The organism is Catenibacterium sp. GCM10023432 (assembly GCF_042651925.1).
Taxonomy (GTDB): Bacteria; Bacillota_I; Bacilli_A; order Erysipelotrichales; family Coprobacillaceae; genus Catenibacterium; species Catenibacterium mitsuoka.
On the sequence record NZ_JBHSEB010000010.1, the window covers coordinates 20,246 to 38,914 of the forward strand.

The following is an 18,669-nucleotide window of genomic DNA, read 5'->3' on the forward strand; positions in this document are numbered from 1 at the left end:
ATGGAAAATTTAGTAAAAAATAGAGTATCTTTATTAATTCCAATTTATAATGGAGAAAAATATATAGAAAGAAGTTTGAAATCAGTAATTTATCAAACTTATTCAAATATTCAGCTTATACTAATCAATGATGGATCAAATGATGATACTGATAGGTTAATTCAAGCAGAATTACCAAATTTAAAAAAAATTTTAAGTGACGTAAAATATCTTAAAAAAACAAATGGTGGTGTAGGTAGTGCATTAAATGAAGGTCTAAAATATTTTGATGGTGAATTTTTATTACTATTAGATGTTGACGATATTTTATTAAAAGAATCAATTGAAACATTAGTAGATAAAATGAATGAGAATCCAGATTGTTCCTATGTTTATGGAAACGGATATTATGTAAAAGAAAATAATCTAGATGATATATCTTCGCCTTTTTATGATTCTACATATAATGGTGAAGAGTATAATATTTTTGATTTGGTTTTAAAGGGAAAAGTTAAAACTTGGGCGGGAAGCTACATGATTAGGACTAGTACATGGCTTCAGAATAACAAAGGTAGAGATATTTTTCCTTCAAGATATGGCCAAAATATGCAATTAGTTCTACCAACTGTATATAAAAATAAAGGTTTGTATTTAAATAAACCCTTAATGAAATATATCCGTCATGATGGATCAATAACAACTACATTCAGTGAGGATGAAGATAATTATGAAGTTGAAAAAGTAAGATATAATGGATATGAAGAAATTTATCTTAATGTAATTAATAAACTTGATATTACAGATAAAGAAAAATATATAAAATTTATAAAGTACAATTTTCTAAGACTAAAAATGTATTTAGCAATTTGGTATAATCATAAAGAAGGAAAACATTTTTTTGAAGAATTAAATAGAAATCATGAGCTAAGTATTAATGATAAAATAGCATTTTACAAAAAAAATAACTATTTATTATATGTGTATTATAGATTAGCAAGAAAGTTAAGAGTTATGAAGTAATACCTTTGAAACATTGATTAAAGGGGGGAGTTACAATGTATAAAGTAAATGAAAATAATCTAGATTCTTTAAAAGAAAATAAACCGCTTATTTCGTTAATTGTTCCAATATACAAAGTAGAAAACTATTTAAATTGTTGTGTTAATAGCATAATAAATCAAACCTACAAAAATCTTGAGATTATATTAATTGATGATGGTAGTCCTGATAAATGTGGAAAAATTTGTGATGATTTTAAGAAAGAAGATACAAGAATAAAAGTTATACATAAAAAAAACAATGGTGTATCATCTGCTCGAAATAAAGGACTTGATGTTTGCAATGGAGAGTACATTTCTTTTGTAGATAGTGATGATTATATTATGCCTGATTTAATAGAGTCATTATATAACGAAATATATGATTGCGATTATGTTTCTTGTGGTTATACGCATTTTGATAACAAAAATAATCAAGAAAAATATTTTTCACCAAAGGATAAAATTATCTTAACGGGAAAAGATGCTCTATACAAACATTATTCAATCGATAATACAATTGAAAATATAAATTGTGTTTATGTATGGGGTAAACTATTTAGAAGAAAAATTTGGGACGAATTACGTTTTCCAGAAGGAATTTTATTTGAAGATATATATGTTATGCCTTATATATTATTAAAATGCAATAAAGTTAAATTTATTAATAATGCGGGATATTACTATAGAAAAGTAGAATGGAGCATTACAAATAATCAAAGCCCTGAACATAAGAAGAAAGGGTTTATTGATTCTTTTAAAATTTGGGATGATCATCTATCTTTATATAAAAAATGTTCGTTTAAAGAATTGACTGTCGCAGTGGAGTGTTTAGAAATTGATAAAATACTAACATGTTATAATAATGATAGTATTCCAACCGGATTGAATGAATTTTCAAAATCGCGTTTAAGAAAATTGATTCCCGACATATTGAATGAATCACTTCCTATAAAACAAAAAATTCGTTATCTTATCGTTTTGTTATTTGGCAAAAATGGATATAAATTTATTAGACAATTAGGCAAACAATCCAGATAAATTAAATGATTACTAAGAAAATCTAATTAATTATAATTGTGATGTACTATTAAAGTTGATTAATTAACTTTATTCTTTAATGAATAAAATTTAATATCGGCAATCATATGAAATGACCTCCTAGTTGCCAATATGTGGATTTAAACTCAAAATTAGAATAGAAACTAAAATTAGAGTTGTTACCATTACAACAACAGGAGGTCACTATGAAAAGTATAATTGATATTGGAATGGATGACCGCAAGAAGACTTATAGTTTATGTGCTGTTTTAAAGGAATTAGGAGAAGTATTATTTGAGACTAGGATTCCAGCCGATTTTGATCTTATTATCAAATTTATTGAGAATGCAAAGAGTATTATCAACCAGCCTTATGCGGATATCAAATCAAGCTATGAGTGAGGGTGCATGGCTATTTTTTATACTGGAAGCTTGCAGAACGAGGAATTGATTGTGATATTCTTGCTCCTTCTACCGTGCAGCGCTCAGCTAAGAATAAGGTGTAAAGAATGATAGAAGAGATTCAAGAAATGTTGCTATTACAGCCATTGAAAGAGAACTATCATGTTTCGAATGGGAAATCGAAACTGGTCATTTAGATTAGTTTTTATAACTAGAATAAAAAATTCTTAAGAAAGGAAAGGTGAAAGACCTTAAAAGAAAAAATAAACAAATATCAAAGGCATAGATGGACTTCAAAGAAATAGAACATGTTCAGCTATCTAAGAGTTATCTCTGAAGGCAATGCAAATTTTGGTGAGAAGTCGTAATCTTGTCGAATTATAAAAGCATTGACCCACATATGGAGATTATAGGCTGTCGACGAGCCATTAACCTTTTAGTAACCAATCCAGGAATTAAAGGATGGTTAACTGTCGCAGAATCTATACGATTTAGGGTCTTTCTATGTCCTTGATGATTAAATCAAATAGTAGAAGTTTATTTACGTCTTGAAAACGGTCATTTCATAATAGGTATAAATATGTCGAGATTAGAAAATTCAACAAAAAATTTTGTTTTAACACTTGGTAATAACATTTTATCATCTTTATTAGGCTTAGTATCTCGTACTGTTTTCATATATATTCTTGGATCTACTTATTTAGGTCTTGCAGGATTGTTAGGAAATGTACTTGGTTTTTTAACTATATCTGAATTAGGAATTGCTACTGCTATAGGATTTAGTTTATATAAACCTTTGGCAGAAAAAGATTATAAGTCTGTTAGTGCATTAATGTCTGTATATCGTAAGGCATATGTCATTATTGGTAATATTGTATTAATATCAGGAATTGTTTTATTTTTCTCTTTGGACTTTTTCATTGCTCCTAGTCAGCAACCTAAAGGAACTACATTCGCATATTTTGCTTTTTTATTTAATACTGTAATAGGCTATTTTTTATCGTATAAAACGACATTAATTTCTTCAGACAATCAAGCATTCCGTTTGGTTCCAATTAATATAGTAATGAATGTAATTCAAACAGTTGCACAAATTATAGTATTAGTATTATTTAAAAACTATACTCTTTATCTTTCAGTACAAATAGTTTGTTCAGTTGTTATTATGTTATTACAAAATAGATATATCACAAAAAAATATAAAGAAGTTGATTTTTATTCAAAAGAGCAACTTAAGCCAGAACAAAAAAGTTCGTTAAAAAGAAATGTTGGAGGGTTAATAATTGCTAAAATAGGTGATTATTTAGTTAATTCAACAGATAACTTGATTATTACAAAATTGGTGACTCTCGCTGCGACTGGAATTTATTCAAATTATTTATTGATTAGAAATATGGTTAACGGCTATATTTCTACGTTATTTGCCAGTGTGACTGCAGGAATTGGTAATGTAGTAGCTGTTGAAAGTGACGAAAGGAAAGAAGAAGTATTCAATATAATGATGTTTTGTGCTTATTTTATATATTGTTTTGAAGCTGTTTGCTTCTTATGCTTATTCAATCCATTTATTGGTGATATATGGCTCGGGGAAAATTTTACATTTAATACATTTACTGTTTTAATAATTGTTATAAATAATTATTTGACAGGATTGCGAATGCCTCTTATAACAATGAAAGGTGCGGCAGGAACATATATGGAAGATGCATGGATTCCTTTTGCGTTTGCTATTATTAATCTTGTAGCTTCTATTATATTAGTAAAATGGATGGGAGTAGCTGGAGTATTTCTGGGAACAATTGTTGGTAGCTTATTAACTGCAGATTGGTATAGACCAATCATTATATATCGTAAAGTATTTCATACATCAGTAATGAAATACTATAAACGTTATATAATTTATATAGCATTAGGTTTATTAAATATGGGTATTGCATATGTAGGATGTGAATTAGTAAAAATAAAATTTGTGTTTGTTGGCTTTATTGTAAAGATAATTATATCTGTACTAGTTCCATTAATTATAAATACAGCCTTATTCTATAGAACGAAAGAATTTATTGCTATAAAAGAAATGGGAAATAGAATACTTACTAAAATTAAATCTAAACTAAGTTTAAATTAAATAATCTATATTATAATTAGAAAGTGACTGATAAAATGGAAACAATACAATCAATTAAAGAAGAATGTACAGGATGTTCTGCTTGCTATTCAATTTGTCCAAAGAATGCAATTGAAATGAAAAAAAATTTGGAAGGATTTTACTATCCAATAATAAATAATTCAAATTGTATTTCATGTGGGTTGTGTTTGAAAGTTTGTCCTGTTAATAAGCACGTTGAAATAAATTCTAATAATCAGGTTTATTCTTCATATATTAAAGATAAGTCCAAAAGATTAGAAAGTGCTTCTGGAGGAATTTTTAGAATTTTAGCAGAATATATAATTGATCAAAAAGGTTTTGTTTTTGGTGCAGCTTTTGATGAAAATTTTAAAGTTAAACACATTTGTGTAGATAACAAAAATGATTTAAAAAAACTGTTAGGAAGTAAATATGTTCAAAGTCAAATGAATGATTCTTTTAAACATGCTAGAGAATTATTAGAGAAAGGAAATAAAGTTTTATTTGTTGGAACTGGTTGTCAAATTGCTGGACTAAAGAATTATTTGATAAAAGAATATGATAATTTATTAACTATAGATTTAATATGTCATGGTGTTCCATCGCCAAGCGTATGGGAGAAATATATCAAAGAAAAAGGTAAGGGTAATATAATTGATATTATACCTAGGGATAAAACCAATGGTATTAATGATGCTCCAATTGTATTTAAATACTCTAATGGTTTAAAACAAAGCGAAGCATATTCTAAAAATATATATTTGAGGGGTTTTATTGCAAATTATTATCTAAGAAATAGTTGCTATAAATGTAATTTTAAGGGATTATCTAGAATTTCTGATATAACTATTGGAGATTTTTGGGGATTAGATAAGTTAGATCAAACCATGTACCAACCATATGGAACATCTATTATGATAACTCATAATAATAAAATTGATGAATATATTGATGAAATAAACAAAGAAATGGTTTTTAAATCATACCCTAATGATTTTGCATATAAATATAATGACTGTTTAATTAATTCAACAAATAAACCTTTTGCTAGACGTATTTATTTTTTATTTAATCATTTTTTCACTACGGAATTCTATATAAAATTACTATTTAGAATTAGTGATTATTTTTCTGTATTTAGGCTTAATTTAATTAAGATAATAAGGAAATTTAAACTTATTATTAAGAAATAAAAATGTGGTTTTAATTAGATTTATTTTGATTAAGTAGGAGGAACTAAATGGATAACAACGACAACAAACAAAGATCCACTTCCTTTGAATCATTAGACATATTGATTCAAAAATGGAGAGATGGTACCTTTTCAGAAATCTTAGATGACTGGAAGTGGATCTTCTCATATAGTAAAAGATATAAAGGTGCTATTGTCTTTTATACTGTATTAGGTATATTAAGTACAACTCTAGGACTAGTAAGTTCTGTAGTAGGTAAATACATGATAGATATCATCACTGGTTACAAGATATCAAAACTACCAATTCTGATATGTATCATGATAGGTTCTACAGTATTTAGTTTAGTCTTTGGCAGTATCTTAAATCGTATTACAGCTAAATTAAGTATATATATTAATAACGATATACAGGCTGATATCTTTGATAAGATCATTGATGCAGACTGGTTAGCTATTAACCAATACAGTAATGGGGATGTATTAAACAGATTCAATAGTGATGTAAGTACAGTATCAGGTAACGCTATTAGCTGGTTACCAACTATCATTATTGCACTCTATAACTTCATCGCTACATTCTTTGTCATCTGGCATTATGATAAGATCATGGCTGCATTAGCTTTCGCCAGTGCACCATTTATGCTTATTGCCTCTCGTTTCTTAATCACTAAACAGAGACAATACAACATGAAAGTAAGAAAGATGTCTTCTGAAATGATGACATTTGAAGTAGAAACATTCTATAACTTTGATACAATCAAATCATTTGGTATATCAAAATTATACAGTAAGAAAATGAGAGACTGGCAGAAGAAGTTTAAAGATGTTTCATTAGACTATAACATGTTTACTATCTGGACGAATGTATTCATGTCTATATTAGGTACAGCTGTATCTCTTACAGCTTTTGGGTACTGTCTATTTAGACTTTGGACTAAAGATATTACATATGGTACTATGACACTCTTCTTACAACAAAGATCAAGCCTAGAAGGAGCATTCAGTAACGTAGTATCTATTATCCCATCATTTCTAACAAGTTCAGTATCTGCACACCGTATCAGAGAATTAGTAGAACTTCCTAAAGAAGTTCATATTCCTGAAAGCAGTGAGCTAGATGCATATAAGGATGATGGATTTAGTGTTAAGATGAGTGATGTTAACTTTGCATATATTGAAAACAACAAAGTTATTACTGATTCTGATTTTGAAGCAAATCCAGGTGAAATCGTTGCATTAGTAGGTCCTTCTGGAGAAGGTAAGACTACTATGATTAGATTGATCTTAGGTTTAATTAGACCGTCTGATGGTGGAGTAAGTATTAATGCATCTAATGGTGATGCAGTAGAAGCCAATGCAAACACAAGACACTTGTTCGCTTATGTACCTCAAGGTAATACTATTCTATCTGGTACTGTTGCAGAGAATATGAGAATGGTTAAACAGGATGCAACAGATGAAGAAATTATACATGCGTTACAAGTCTCTTGTGCATGGGATTTTATTTCTAAACTACCTGATACTATTAATACTAAGATTGGTGAAAGGGGTAGAGGATTCTCAGAAGGACAGGCTCAGAGAATCGCTATCGCAAGAGCAATTCTCAGAGATGCACCAATCTTACTATTAGATGAAGCAACAAGCGCTTTAGATGTTACTACTGAAAGAAAAGTATTAAGAAACATTATACAGAACCATCCTAATAAGACTTGTATAGTCACTACACATAGACCTAGTGTATTAAATATGTGTCAGAGAGTATATAGAGTTATGGAGACTCATGTTACTGAGTTAAGTGAAGAAGAGTCTAGTAAGATGGCTATGGATTTCTAAATTCTTATTAAAAAGGGATCTTATTAAGGATATAACAAAAAAACAGTCTATACTCTTTTATTTATAATTGAAGAATATCCAATAACTTATTATTTGTCATTTATATGTGAAATTTATATATCAATTTATTGCTTTTGTGTCGAAGATGTAGTTTATTTGTTAAAAAATCAATCAGAAGATAAAAGAAAAATAGAATAATTAAATTAATGATTATATATTAAATCAATTTGGTTTTAACTTGGATAGCAAGGATTATTACTAGTAATACTAATATTTCAGATTTTTTTACTACTTTTATAGGTAATTCTCTTTTGTTTCATATTAAATGTGTCTGAGTTTGTTGGTTTATGCAGACTTATGTAATTTTTGAATATTAGACAAAGTAATTCATAAAAATAGTAAATTATATAAATAAGGAAATGTAATATTATTTTTCTCTCATTTTAAGAAAAATGTTGCTACTAGATCATTAAATTTTACTTAATATCTGATTTTCTACTTTATATCCACTTAACTTAAGTCATGGTTTTTAAATAGTTGTAAAATGACTTTGAAAGGTCAGGTGGGTGCTATGATAACTGAAAATTAAGTAAAAAACTATTTAAAATCTAAGGATAAGGATTATGTAAATAAACTTATTGAATCATTATATGAACAGGATGATGAAGACATTGATCCATCTCATAAGGCATGCTCTATATGTGGTTCCCTTCATTTCAAGAAGAATGGGAAGGACAAGAACGGGCACCAGAGATATATCTGTCTTGACTGTCTCAAATCTTTTAGTGATAGAACTAATACCTTATTCTACTGATCTCATTTCACTTTGGAACAGTGGCTTCACTTCATTGAACTAGAACTATATAAGATGACTCTAGAAGATGAAGTACAGGTCTTGGAAGTGAATCATTCGATAAGTATAAAGCGAATAAAGACTACTTTAAAGATGTTGAAGAGTTCATATCAGATTCAAAGGCAAGCATACAGTAATTTGCCAACTATCTTGAAGCAGCAAACAATAAGATAAAGACATCTCCCTTAGAGAAGAGATATCTTACTGATGGCGGAAAATCATTAGGTTCAGTCAACGAGCTGATGACAGAAGTGAGTTTAATGATACAGATAACAAAAGGAGTTGGAACCAGATATATACAAGGTTATCTAGATTTTCTACTTCTTAAGAAGCAGGTTAAGTATAAGTTCAAGAAAAAATAAATGGCTTTTGAAATTCTTAGAATGATTATAGATACCGAGGTTTTCAGTAATGAAATGGTAAGAGCTACACCTATGCCTATTTGACTTAAGGAAGCATATTACGAGTATCGTTATGAGATTTTTGCTGAATAAGATAACCTAAAGCAACAATTTACTTAAAAAGAGCGTTTGAAATAATTATTTTTGATTAATAATAAATTATCTTTACTTGTTGTATTACTTTATTGTATTTAATAGAGGTTATAGAAAATCCAGAATTGATTTCATAAATAAATCATACTTATTTAAATATTAACTCATTATTATACAGTTTGATAATATACAATATTACATTTATACACTATAGTTATGTGCTCTGATATTTATATAGTTTATGTATAATTTTTTAATAAAACTTTAATGAATGTTGAAAGGAAAAGTTTAAAATGAAGCAGTTGATTAAAGAATTTATATATCGTCTCAGAGGAGATTATACTACAGAAAAATTAATTAATATGGGGATGAAGGTTGGTCATAATTTTAATAGATTACATGGTACAATATTGGATCCTTCACATTGTTGGTTAATAGATATCGGTGATAATGTCACTTTAGCTCCTAGAGTCCACATTTTATGTCATGATGCTAGTACAAAACAATTTTTGGGATATACAAAGATAGGTAGAGTCAATATTGGAAATAATGTGTTTATCGGTGCATCATCAGTTATATTACCGGGAATTAGTATAGGTAATAATGTAATAATAGGTGCTAATAGTACTGTGACCCATGATATAGAAGATAATTCTGTTTATGCAGGTAATCCAGCTCATTTTCTATGTAGTTTAAGTGACTATTTAGAAAAAGAGCAAAAACGTATGAATATTAATTGCTGTTTTTCAGATGAATATACATTACGTAAAAATATTTCGATGGATAAAAAAATAGAACAAAAAGATAAACTAAAAGATGGTATAGGGTATGTAGAATAAGATAGATTATAATGTTTATTATTTAGAGGATTGATAATATTGGATTAGTTTATAGATATAAAAACGAGATTGCTAAAATTGTAATAGTGCAAAATTCAAAACCGCCTCTGCAAGATAAGTAAGCATTAAATTATATGGTGTAATTGAAATGGGCGATTAAGTTATTTCGATTTAATCGTCCTTTATTCCAAACTCTTTTTTTATTTAATTACTCCATGACATGAACCAGTCAATCTTCTCTGGATGTTGAATGATATCAATCTGAGGTATTGTCTTTAGTATGTAATAAAAAGGATTAAGCCTATTAGCTCATCTGATTCAATCAGGTTGAATATTGATGCACTTGCATCTGGTCCTTTGGTAGAAGCATTAAACAGCAAATTCTTTTGACTTTTTATATGGCCTAATACTACGTTCATTCAGTTATCTGAAAATTAGGATAATTAGTTTACAAATACTATTCTTCACTAAGACTTGTGGATTATATGTCAACAAGTTATTTATATATAATCAAATAGAAGGGAGTAAATAATGCAAGAATCAAAAAACAAACACACACACATACCATTAATAGACATATCAAGATTACTATGTGCACTATTAGTCGTATTAATACATTTTAGAAGCCAATTATCACTCAATCCGATTTCTACTATGATAATTAAGTGCTTTTCAAACCAAGCAGTACCATTCTTTATAATAGTATCTGGATTCTTTTGGGCTAAAAAATGCTTTAATAACAAATCAAACAATAACATCATAGAAATCACAAAAAGAATTTGTATAAACTTTTTACTGATCTATTTTGTATGGACTATATTATGGACACCATGGTTCATAGATCTATATAAGAGTATGTATGGTGGTACGTCAAAATTATATTTAATACTTGTATTTATAAGACGATATTTTATTGCTGGTCAGGGTGTTTATTGGTTCCTGTTAGTATTAGCTGAATCTTTATTTGTTGCTGCAATATTAATAAAATATGATCTAGAAAAGCTATTATATGCTATTGGCTTTTGTGGATTGATTCTTGGTCTCTTATACGATGCTAATTTCAATGTGTTAGGTATACAGTATATCAATAGATTATGCTATTTAATTTTTGGATGGAGTAATAATCTATTTATGAAAGGATTACCTTATGTTGCTATTGGTTATTTTCTAAGTAAGAACTATGATACTTTAATAGGTAAAACTAAATCAGCAATTATATTCTATTCATTATCTAGCATAATTATGATTATTTTATATTCATATGGTTATTATGACTTACTCTGTTTACATCCAATTCAAGCTATTTGCTTATTTATTATTTCTTTACAGCCTATAAAATATCAATTTAATAAGCTGATATTAGAAGGATGTAGAAATTTAAGTTCTTGTATCTATTATTTACATACTGCTTTTAAGTATGGACTTGCTACTCTATTATTTAATTATATTAATAGTGGATTAGGGCAAGTATTCACTGCAGTATTGCTGAGTAGTATAGTTTGTTATGTAGTAAAGAAATTGAATATTAAGCCAGTTATGTGGCTATTAAGTATGAAGTAAAGTAATTATAGTAATCTTAGAATACTAAAATCACTATATATAGTCTTTTTAGTCTCTCCAAACACTCTATATAGCAATTAGAGAGACTAAATTAGCTATATTGAGCTAATGGTCAAGTATTAATCTCCTTTTACACATAAAGGAGTCTTATTTGTATCTGAATGGTTATTTATGAATAGGGTCTATAACTTAGCAGTAACTGCACCACTTGTATTAATTACCATTATTTTTGGATGATAGACTCAGTTGTTTTATCTTGCTATGAAATAAACAAGCAATAGTTAGATTACTATTTTTACTCATGGTTAATAATGCAGTTTTATGTATAAGCTATTTTATGATTCCAATTTAGTTGATCAACTATTCCAGAGGGGTTGACCAAGCATTCCGATGGACCTGACCACGTCAATAATAGGGGTTATTCTTATTTTAGTTGGAGTATTGGTAGTGATGAGGTAAGTTATACAACGCACTAATAGAAGTCCATCCATTACGGTAGGGAAGTTCACCTTATATGTTAACAAGTCCATTGTCTATTAATTCTGATACACTTGACCAATCATTCCAATGAGGCTGATCAAGTATATTAAGGGTTACTTGTTCATGGCGACATTAATCATCCAATAGCATTAACCTGTAATATTTTATTCAAACAAAAACAAGCCCCCAAAACTGGGGACTCATTTCATAGTTGTTTAATTTTTATTAAGATCTTTCAGTAGTCCATTCATCCTTATTCAAATTTGTTGTACAATGAATATTGGTTCCGCCATCTGTCCAAATAATAACTTTCGTTGCTTTGAACGGATCTGAATTAGGTAAATAAAAACCTTTTATGAACTCATCATTGGTAGGTGCAGAATGCGTTTCGCCGCAGGCATGGTAAGTTGGTAATATGTGTCCTGTCAATGCCTTATCGCCAATTAAATCCCACTTTCCATTATGGTTTGAATCTTCATAAACTGTTCCTGGTGTCCCACCACCTGCATCGCATTTAAATTTATAGACTCTGTTCAGCTCTCCACAAGTACTTACAAATTCATTAGCTGCAAACGTATCTACGACAACCATAGGTCTTTCCCAATTTCTCATATTTTAATCCCTCCCTGATTAGTATTGTTACAATTATTATAAACCCTATAGCCTTCTCATGCAACCCTTCTGGGATATATTTAAGAAATACTATACAAAAAATATAAAAATGTCTAGTATAATAAAACATAATTACACTGATGTATGAATAATTAATAAAATAACATTACATAATTATCGTAAATACAATTAAACATAAATCAAATCTCACTATCTTCTTTATTACATTCTATTTTTTCTCTTAATCATATACCCTCTATACTTCTCATATCCTCTATATACAGCCTTATTCCTCTCCCTTATATTCTTATCCTCTTATACCCATAAATCTCTCTATATAGCTTATATAACTCATATAAGTAAAATCGTATTTTACTAGACAATATCAACTAAATATGGCATAATACATCACTGTACGAAAGGAAATGTAGACTATGATATCAACACATAATGTATCACTCAGATACGGAGATCGCGCTTTATTTGAAGATGTATCAGTAAAATTTACTGATGGAAATTGTTATGGGATTATTGGTGCAAATGGTGCTGGTAAATCAACATTCTTAAAAATATTATCAGGTGAAATAGAACCTAATAAAGGTGAAGTTATTATTGAACCTAATAAGAGATTATCTGTTTTAAAACAGGACCACTTTGCTTATGATGACAACAAAGTAGTAGAAACAGTCATCATGGGTAATAAGAGACTGTTTGAAATCATGCAGGAAAAAGAAAAGTTATATGCTAAACCAGATTTCAATGATGAAGATGGTATTAAACTAGGAGAACTTGAAGGTGAGTTCGCAGACATGGATGGCTGGAATGCTGAAAGTGATGCTGAAATCATGCTAAATGGTTTAGGTATTACAACTGAATACCATGATATGTATATGAGAGACTTAGATGGTAATCAGAAGGTTAAAGTATTATTAGCCCAGGCTTTATTTGGAAACCCTGATATTCTTTTACTAGACGAACCTACCAACCATCTCGACTTAAAGAGTATCAGATGGTTAGAAAACTTCCTATTAAACTTTAAAAACACTGTCATTGTTGTATCACATGACCGTTATTTCTTAAACAAAGTATGTACACATATTGCTGATATTGATTACAGCCGTATTCAGCTATATGTAGGTAACTATGATTTCTGGTATGAATATTCTCAGATGCAGATCCAGCAGATGAAAGACCAGAACAAGAAAGCAGAAGCTAAGAAGAAAGAATTAGAAGAGTTCATCGCTCGTTTTAGTGCCAACGCTTCTAAAGCAAAACAGGCCACTTCTCGTAAGAAGTTATTAGATAACCTAGAAATGGCTGATATGAAACCATCACTTAGAAGATACCCATTCATCGGTTTTAAACCAGGTAGAGAAGTAGGAAACATTGTATTAAATGTAGAAAACTTAACTAAGGTAGTAGATGGAGAAACACTTATTAATAATGTGTCTTTCTCTATTCTTCCAAATGAAAAGGTGGCTTTTGTTGGAGACGATAAAGCAACTGAAGCATTCTTTAAGATCATCATGGGAGAAGATAAAGATTTTGAAGGTTCTTATAAATGGGGTATTACGACTACTCAGTCATATTTCCCTAAAGATAATTCAGCATTCTTTAATGATTGTGAATTATCTTTATTAGACTGGTTAAGACAGTTTACTGATGGTAGTATGTATGAACAGGAATTAAGAGGATGGTTAGGTAGAATGTTATTCTCTGGTGATGAAGCATTAAAGAAAGCAAATGTTTTATCAGGAGGAGAAAAGGTAAGATGTATGCTTGCGAAAATGATGATGCATGATGCAAACGTATTAATCTTTGATGAACCTACAAACCACCTTGATCTTGAATCTATCCAGGCATTAAACCAAGGCTTAATGCGTTTCCCAGAAAACATTCTATTTACTTGTCATGATCACCAGTTTGTTCAGACAATTGCGAATAGAATTATCGAATTTACTGCAGAAGGTACAATTGACCGTCTTTCTACATTCGATGAATATTTAGAATACAAGGACACACTTGAAGCATAAGAGCGGATTAAACCGCTCTTTTTTTCTTCTTGAGGCTAGTTCTTATACGATGAGGATGTTAATACCTGTATCATCCTAGAAGGCTTGGAAATTTAAAATCATGTGGTTTGAGGAATATTTTGAATAAAATACAATTATTTTTATATATTCACAATTTTATTGGTATTTGCTATAATTAGTTGAGCAAAATGATATGTTCCTTTGGTATGTAATAGTAGATAAGTATAAAAGATTGTTGAGTGTTAATAGATACTTGTTGCTAGTTTGTAGGACATCTATTTTTTATTTATTTTGATGAAAGGAGATTATTTATATGTGTATTGAAATTGAGAATTATAAACAGAAACATAATTATGATTTTTCTGATTATTTTAATAGTAATCAAATCGATGCCGATGCAGAAGATTTACTAAATGATTTTCTGAGTAACCCTGAGTACAAATTAAAATTAGATAAAAGAAAAGTACCTATCATAGAAATTGCCAAAATAATGGGATTCAAGATCTATACAACAAGATTTAATGATAGAAATCTTTCTGGAACAATTGGTATTTCAAAAAAGTTATACAATAGATATAAAAGTGACAAGGTTATTATTTTAAATAATCAAGATACAGATGAACATATTCTTTTTACTCTATGTCATGAATTGGCACATTATATTTATGATTATAAGAGTAATATTCATGATGAATATTCTAATACTTATAGAACGGATGAAATTATTGACGAAAAAGAAAAAAGAGCAAATCGTTTTGCTGCTTCGTTGATGATGCCAAAGTCTTCTTTCAAAGATGCATATATAGAATTATCAAAAAATATAGATGATTCAGAGATTATAGTTCAAGGCTTAGCAGATGCATTTAATGCACCAAAAACTGCCGTTCGTATAAGATTGAGAGAAGTGTTGTATGTCTAATAATAAACTAAACGAATTTTCTGAAGATTTTGCTTTAGATGAATTAGAAAGTGCTGATTCAATAGATGAATTGCCACATAATAGAAAAGATGAAAAAGAATTAGATGAAAGAAATAAGATTTATACAAAAATCTTGTACAATTATTCTAAATATCTAGAAGAGACTTTAAATAAGAATAAAGTAAGTAAAAAATATCTTATAAATTTGATGATTTCTGTTCTTGTTTTAATCATAGTCGCTTTTATTATCATATCATTCAAGGGTAATCATGTAGCTATTATTTCTGCATTTATCTCACTTGTTAGTGCGATTATTGTAATTCCAACGAAGATAGTAGAATACTTATTCAATCCTCAAGAAACCCAACAAATTAGTGAAATAATTAAGAATATTCAAAATTACGATAAAGCTATACGAGATGATTTATCAAAAGAACAGAAATAGTGTTTATTTAATGATAAATAAATACTAGAAATATTTGTTAGAAGTTATGGTAATTTAAAATGACCAAGGGTTTCCTAAATTTTAATTATCACGTATTACGGAGTGAATCTTTGTAGGGATAGTCAAGAACCCATATATCTTATAAGAAACGGAGAAGGTGACTTAGCTGTGATGGATATTGAAACATTTAGTCGTAGAGAAAAATTGTTGGATTTGCGTGAGCAGCTTCTTTCTGTAGAAGAAGAGAGAGTGGCAGGTAGCAAAGAGTATACAATTGATGAATTAGATAAAATTCTTGATGAAGTCATTCAAGGGTATAGAAAATACTGAGTATTAAGTCGAGGTAGTTCACTTTGCGGATGCTTTATAGTTTGATATTGTTATCACATTGAAAGGGGTGAATGCTGTAGATGAAGAATTACCTGATATACTATTATCAGCCAATAGATTATTCTGTATGAAAGATTACTTAAAGTGTGACTATGATCTCATGCTATAAGGACATGCTCATGGAGGACGGTAGCGTATACCATATATATTAAATGGTCTATTTACCCCATAAGAAGGTCTATTTCCTCGTTTTGCTGGAGAAATATACCAATTTCTTTTATACAACATTTATAGCCAGTAGAGGGCAAGTTAAGGAGTCTACGAGGATGCTTAGAATCTTTAATAGACCAGAATTTGTTATAGTAGATACCACACTAAAAAAGGAATCCTAAGATTGGGATTCCTTTATAATAAACTAGCTTGTTTACTAAACTCATCATAACTTTTTACAAAATGATAAGGCTCATATTCACCATATGCAGTGGGTCTACTGATAGTAATAATTTGTATATCATATTCAAGTTTTTCTTGTATAGCATCAGCAAATTTTGCCATTTTTTCTCCTGGTTCTGTTTGTAATGCAATACATCCTGATTTTTAAATCTTTTCGCTATTAGATAGCACACTTGCTAAAACCTCCTTAAAATCTTCGGCCTTTTTTATTCTACCAACTTCGTGTGATTTGCGCAAGAAGGTACCTATGCGATTATCATAGCCTCTTTTATAAAATTGATCGTGCATCCAATCGTTAAATTATCTATCGTAGTAAATATTAAATTGAATTTCTATTGGATAATGAAAATTACCTTTTTGATAATAAACATGTACTCCTCTATAATCATCATCATTTTCCTTCTCTTTAGACATATCAACGATTCTTATTTTTTCCTCTGTTTATTTGCCTTTCTGAATGAGTAAGATGCAAATTCTTATTTAATTTAGCTATGATAATCAGCCTTTTATGAAATAGAGAAACAGACATCACAGTAATTATACACCTGAAGGAGAAAATTCAACTATTGAAGGTGTAAAACTAAATTCAACTGTAAGAGTAAGATCAAGTGGAAAGAAGTGAAAGACTAAACGCAACTTTGACTCACCTAAAGTGGAATAATCATTCACTTTAGAATATAAAAAAGTGAAATCACATTGACATTCACTTTGCAAAGGACTAGGCTAGAATTATAAGAGAGAATAACTCACATGATTAAGCAAGACAGTAGATTTTAAAATGGACCCTGTAAAAAGGACACGATAAAAAAGAGACCTTATTTCGTGACCCTGTTTTACAGGGTTTTTATTTTGCGTAGTATAATGATTATAGAATGGTGGTGTTATTATGGGAGCAAATTATTTTATCGATGAACAAGTGAAGGAACTAGAGAAGAATCCATATGTAAAGAAAGTATCTGTTAAAAGTATAACTTATTCAGAATAATTTAAAGAACTCTTCTGGACAGATTTACAGAAAGGAATGTTACCTAGAAATATATTTAAAAAATATGGATTTGATCCAAGTATGCTAGGACCCCGTCGAACTAAAAATTTTACATATCGTGTAAGGAAAGAAGCAACAAGAGTAGAAGGATTCAAAGATACAAGAAGCACAAATTCTGGCAGACCTCTTACAAGGGTTCTTACTATCGAGGAAGAGCTAGAAAGGCTTAAACAGAAATGCGAAATTCTCCAGCAGGAGAACGATTTTTTAAAAAGAGTGAGATTTATCAACAGAAAGCAGATATCAAAACTGCAGAAGGACAAACAGTAAGAGAAAAATATAAACTGATGGATAGAACTCTTGAATCACCTAGTAATAATCTGAGTGTCTCAGCATTATGCGATACTGCAGGTGTTTCAAGAAGTGGGTTCTATTCATGGAAGAAACGAAAAGGTTCCATAAGCGAAAAAGAAGAACAAGACCGTAAGGATTTTGAACTGATTTTAGAAGCATACAAGTTCAAAGGATATGACAAAGGCAGACGTGGTATTCATATGCGTCTTCTTCACATGGGCATTTTGATGAATCATAAAAAGATTTCAAGACTGATGAAGAAATACGGTCTATTCTGCCCAATAAGAAAAGCTAATCCTGCAAGAAGGATGGCTAAGGCAATGAAAACATCAGATTATGCAGATAATATTCTAAACAGACACTTCGAGGAATATGGTCCTGGATATGTGCTTGAAACAGATATTACTTATCTATTCTACGGTCATAAAAGATCTAAAGCCTATCTATCGGTGGTAAAGGATGGCATCACAAAGCAGATTCTTGCATATGTATTATTGGGGCTAGTATAAATTTAGTGCCAGTCAAATAGAGAAAATATCTAAAAAAAGAATTGAAAAACATTCGAAAGAATACTAGTCTGAAACATGAAAATAGAGGTGTTAACATGTCAGAAAATAAAGTGATAGACAAGCAGTTTAAATTGGATGCAGTTCAATATAGAAAGGATCATCCTGAACTTACTTTTCAACAGGTTGCTGATA

17 protein-coding genes are annotated in these 18,669 nt (G+C 29.4%); 15 read left to right on the forward strand and 2 right to left on the reverse strand.

The window, feature by feature from the left end; translation table 11 throughout:
* The 9 genes from ACFOZZ_RS02695 to ACFOZZ_RS02730 all read left to right on the forward strand — a co-directional run bounded on the left by ACFOZZ_RS02695 (position 1) and on the right by ACFOZZ_RS02730 (position 11,357).
* On the forward strand, positions 1 to 999 hold the full coding sequence (locus ACFOZZ_RS02695; protein ID WP_376814646.1) for a glycosyltransferase family A protein: 999 nt from the start codon (positions 1 to 3) through the stop codon (positions 997 to 999).
* Between the two features lie 35 nt (positions 1,000 to 1,034).
* Entirely contained in the window at positions 1,035 to 2,057 is a 1,023-nt protein-coding gene (locus tag ACFOZZ_RS02700) for a glycosyltransferase family 2 protein (RefSeq protein ID WP_376814647.1), read from the forward strand.
* Between the two features lie 206 nt (positions 2,058 to 2,263).
* Complete coding sequence (locus tag ACFOZZ_RS02705; RefSeq protein ID WP_376814648.1) at positions 2,264 to 2,458, forward strand: hypothetical protein; 195 nt, start codon at positions 2,264 to 2,266, stop codon at positions 2,456 to 2,458.
* Positions 2,459 to 3,038: 580 nt separating this feature from the next.
* On the forward strand, positions 3,039 to 4,583 hold the full coding sequence (locus tag ACFOZZ_RS02710; RefSeq protein WP_376814649.1) for a hypothetical protein: 1,545 nt from the start codon (positions 3,039 to 3,041) through the stop codon (positions 4,581 to 4,583).
* Between the two features lie 35 nt (positions 4,584 to 4,618).
* A complete protein-coding gene (locus ACFOZZ_RS02715; protein ID WP_376814650.1) occupies positions 4,619 to 5,776 on the forward strand; it encodes a Coenzyme F420 hydrogenase/dehydrogenase, beta subunit C-terminal domain in 1,158 nt (385 codons plus the stop codon).
* 47 nt (positions 5,777 to 5,823) lie between these two features.
* The gene (locus tag ACFOZZ_RS02720) at positions 5,824 to 7,611 is read left to right on the forward strand and encodes an ABC transporter ATP-binding protein (protein ID WP_376814651.1); all 1,788 of its coding nucleotides are present in this window, start codon (positions 5,824 to 5,826) and stop codon (positions 7,609 to 7,611) included.
* A 697-nt stretch (positions 7,612 to 8,308) separates the two neighbouring features.
* Complete coding sequence (locus ACFOZZ_RS13305; RefSeq protein ID WP_417281976.1) at positions 8,309 to 8,425, forward strand: transposase; 117 nt, start codon at positions 8,309 to 8,311, stop codon at positions 8,423 to 8,425.
* An 826-nt stretch (positions 8,426 to 9,251) separates the two neighbouring features.
* Positions 9,252 to 9,797, forward strand: a complete 546-nt coding sequence (locus tag ACFOZZ_RS02725) for a DapH/DapD/GlmU-related protein (RefSeq protein WP_376814652.1) — start codon at positions 9,252 to 9,254, stop codon at positions 9,795 to 9,797.
* Between the two features lie 531 nt (positions 9,798 to 10,328).
* Positions 10,329 to 11,357: an acyltransferase family protein gene (locus ACFOZZ_RS02730; RefSeq protein ID WP_376814653.1), complete on the forward strand. Its 1,029-nt coding sequence runs from the start codon at positions 10,329 to 10,331 to the stop codon at positions 11,355 to 11,357.
* A 705-nt stretch (positions 11,358 to 12,062) separates the two neighbouring features.
* Here ACFOZZ_RS02730 and ACFOZZ_RS02735 read toward each other — a convergent pair.
* Positions 12,063 to 12,449, reverse strand: coding sequence for a hypothetical protein (locus tag ACFOZZ_RS02735; protein ID WP_376814654.1), 387 nt, complete (start codon positions 12,447 to 12,449; stop codon positions 12,063 to 12,065).
* A 434-nt stretch (positions 12,450 to 12,883) separates the two neighbouring features.
* Here ACFOZZ_RS02735 and ACFOZZ_RS02740 point away from each other — a divergent pair, with 434 nt between their 5' ends.
* The 4 genes from ACFOZZ_RS02740 to ACFOZZ_RS02755 all read left to right on the forward strand — a co-directional run bounded on the left by ACFOZZ_RS02740 (position 12,884) and on the right by ACFOZZ_RS02755 (position 16,176).
* On the forward strand, positions 12,884 to 14,482 hold the full coding sequence (locus ACFOZZ_RS02740; RefSeq protein ID WP_055289965.1) for an ABC-F family ATP-binding cassette domain-containing protein: 1,599 nt from the start codon (positions 12,884 to 12,886) through the stop codon (positions 14,480 to 14,482).
* 313 nt (positions 14,483 to 14,795) lie between these two features.
* Entirely contained in the window at positions 14,796 to 15,401 is a 606-nt protein-coding gene (locus tag ACFOZZ_RS02745; protein WP_278779214.1) for an ImmA/IrrE family metallo-endopeptidase, read from the forward strand.
* On the forward strand, positions 15,394 to 15,846 hold the full coding sequence (locus ACFOZZ_RS02750) for a hypothetical protein (protein WP_055289964.1): 453 nt from the start codon (positions 15,394 to 15,396) through the stop codon (positions 15,844 to 15,846). The genes ACFOZZ_RS02745 and ACFOZZ_RS02750 overlap by 8 nt, the downstream gene beginning before the upstream one ends.
* Before the next feature lie 171 nt (positions 15,847 to 16,017).
* The gene (locus tag ACFOZZ_RS02755; RefSeq protein WP_278779212.1) at positions 16,018 to 16,176 is read left to right on the forward strand and encodes a hypothetical protein; all 159 of its coding nucleotides are present in this window, start codon (positions 16,018 to 16,020) and stop codon (positions 16,174 to 16,176) included.
* Positions 16,177 to 16,581: 405 nt separating this feature from the next.
* Here the strand turns inward: ACFOZZ_RS02755 and ACFOZZ_RS02760 are convergent, their stop codons facing one another.
* On the reverse strand, positions 16,582 to 16,731 hold the full coding sequence (locus ACFOZZ_RS02760; protein WP_278779210.1) for a DUF6718 family protein: 150 nt from the start codon (positions 16,729 to 16,731) through the stop codon (positions 16,582 to 16,584).
* Between the two features lie 919 nt (positions 16,732 to 17,650).
* Between ACFOZZ_RS02760 and ACFOZZ_RS02765 the strand changes: the two genes are divergently transcribed.
* Positions 17,651 to 17,944, forward strand: coding sequence for an HTH domain-containing protein (locus ACFOZZ_RS02765; protein ID WP_376814655.1), 294 nt, complete (start codon positions 17,651 to 17,653; stop codon positions 17,942 to 17,944).
* Positions 17,851 to 18,477: an IS3 family transposase gene (locus ACFOZZ_RS02770; RefSeq protein ID WP_376814656.1), complete on the forward strand. Its 627-nt coding sequence runs from the start codon at positions 17,851 to 17,853 to the stop codon at positions 18,475 to 18,477. Before ACFOZZ_RS02765 ends, ACFOZZ_RS02770 begins: the two co-directional genes overlap by 94 nt.
* Positions 18,478 to 18,669 lie beyond the last annotated feature (192 nt).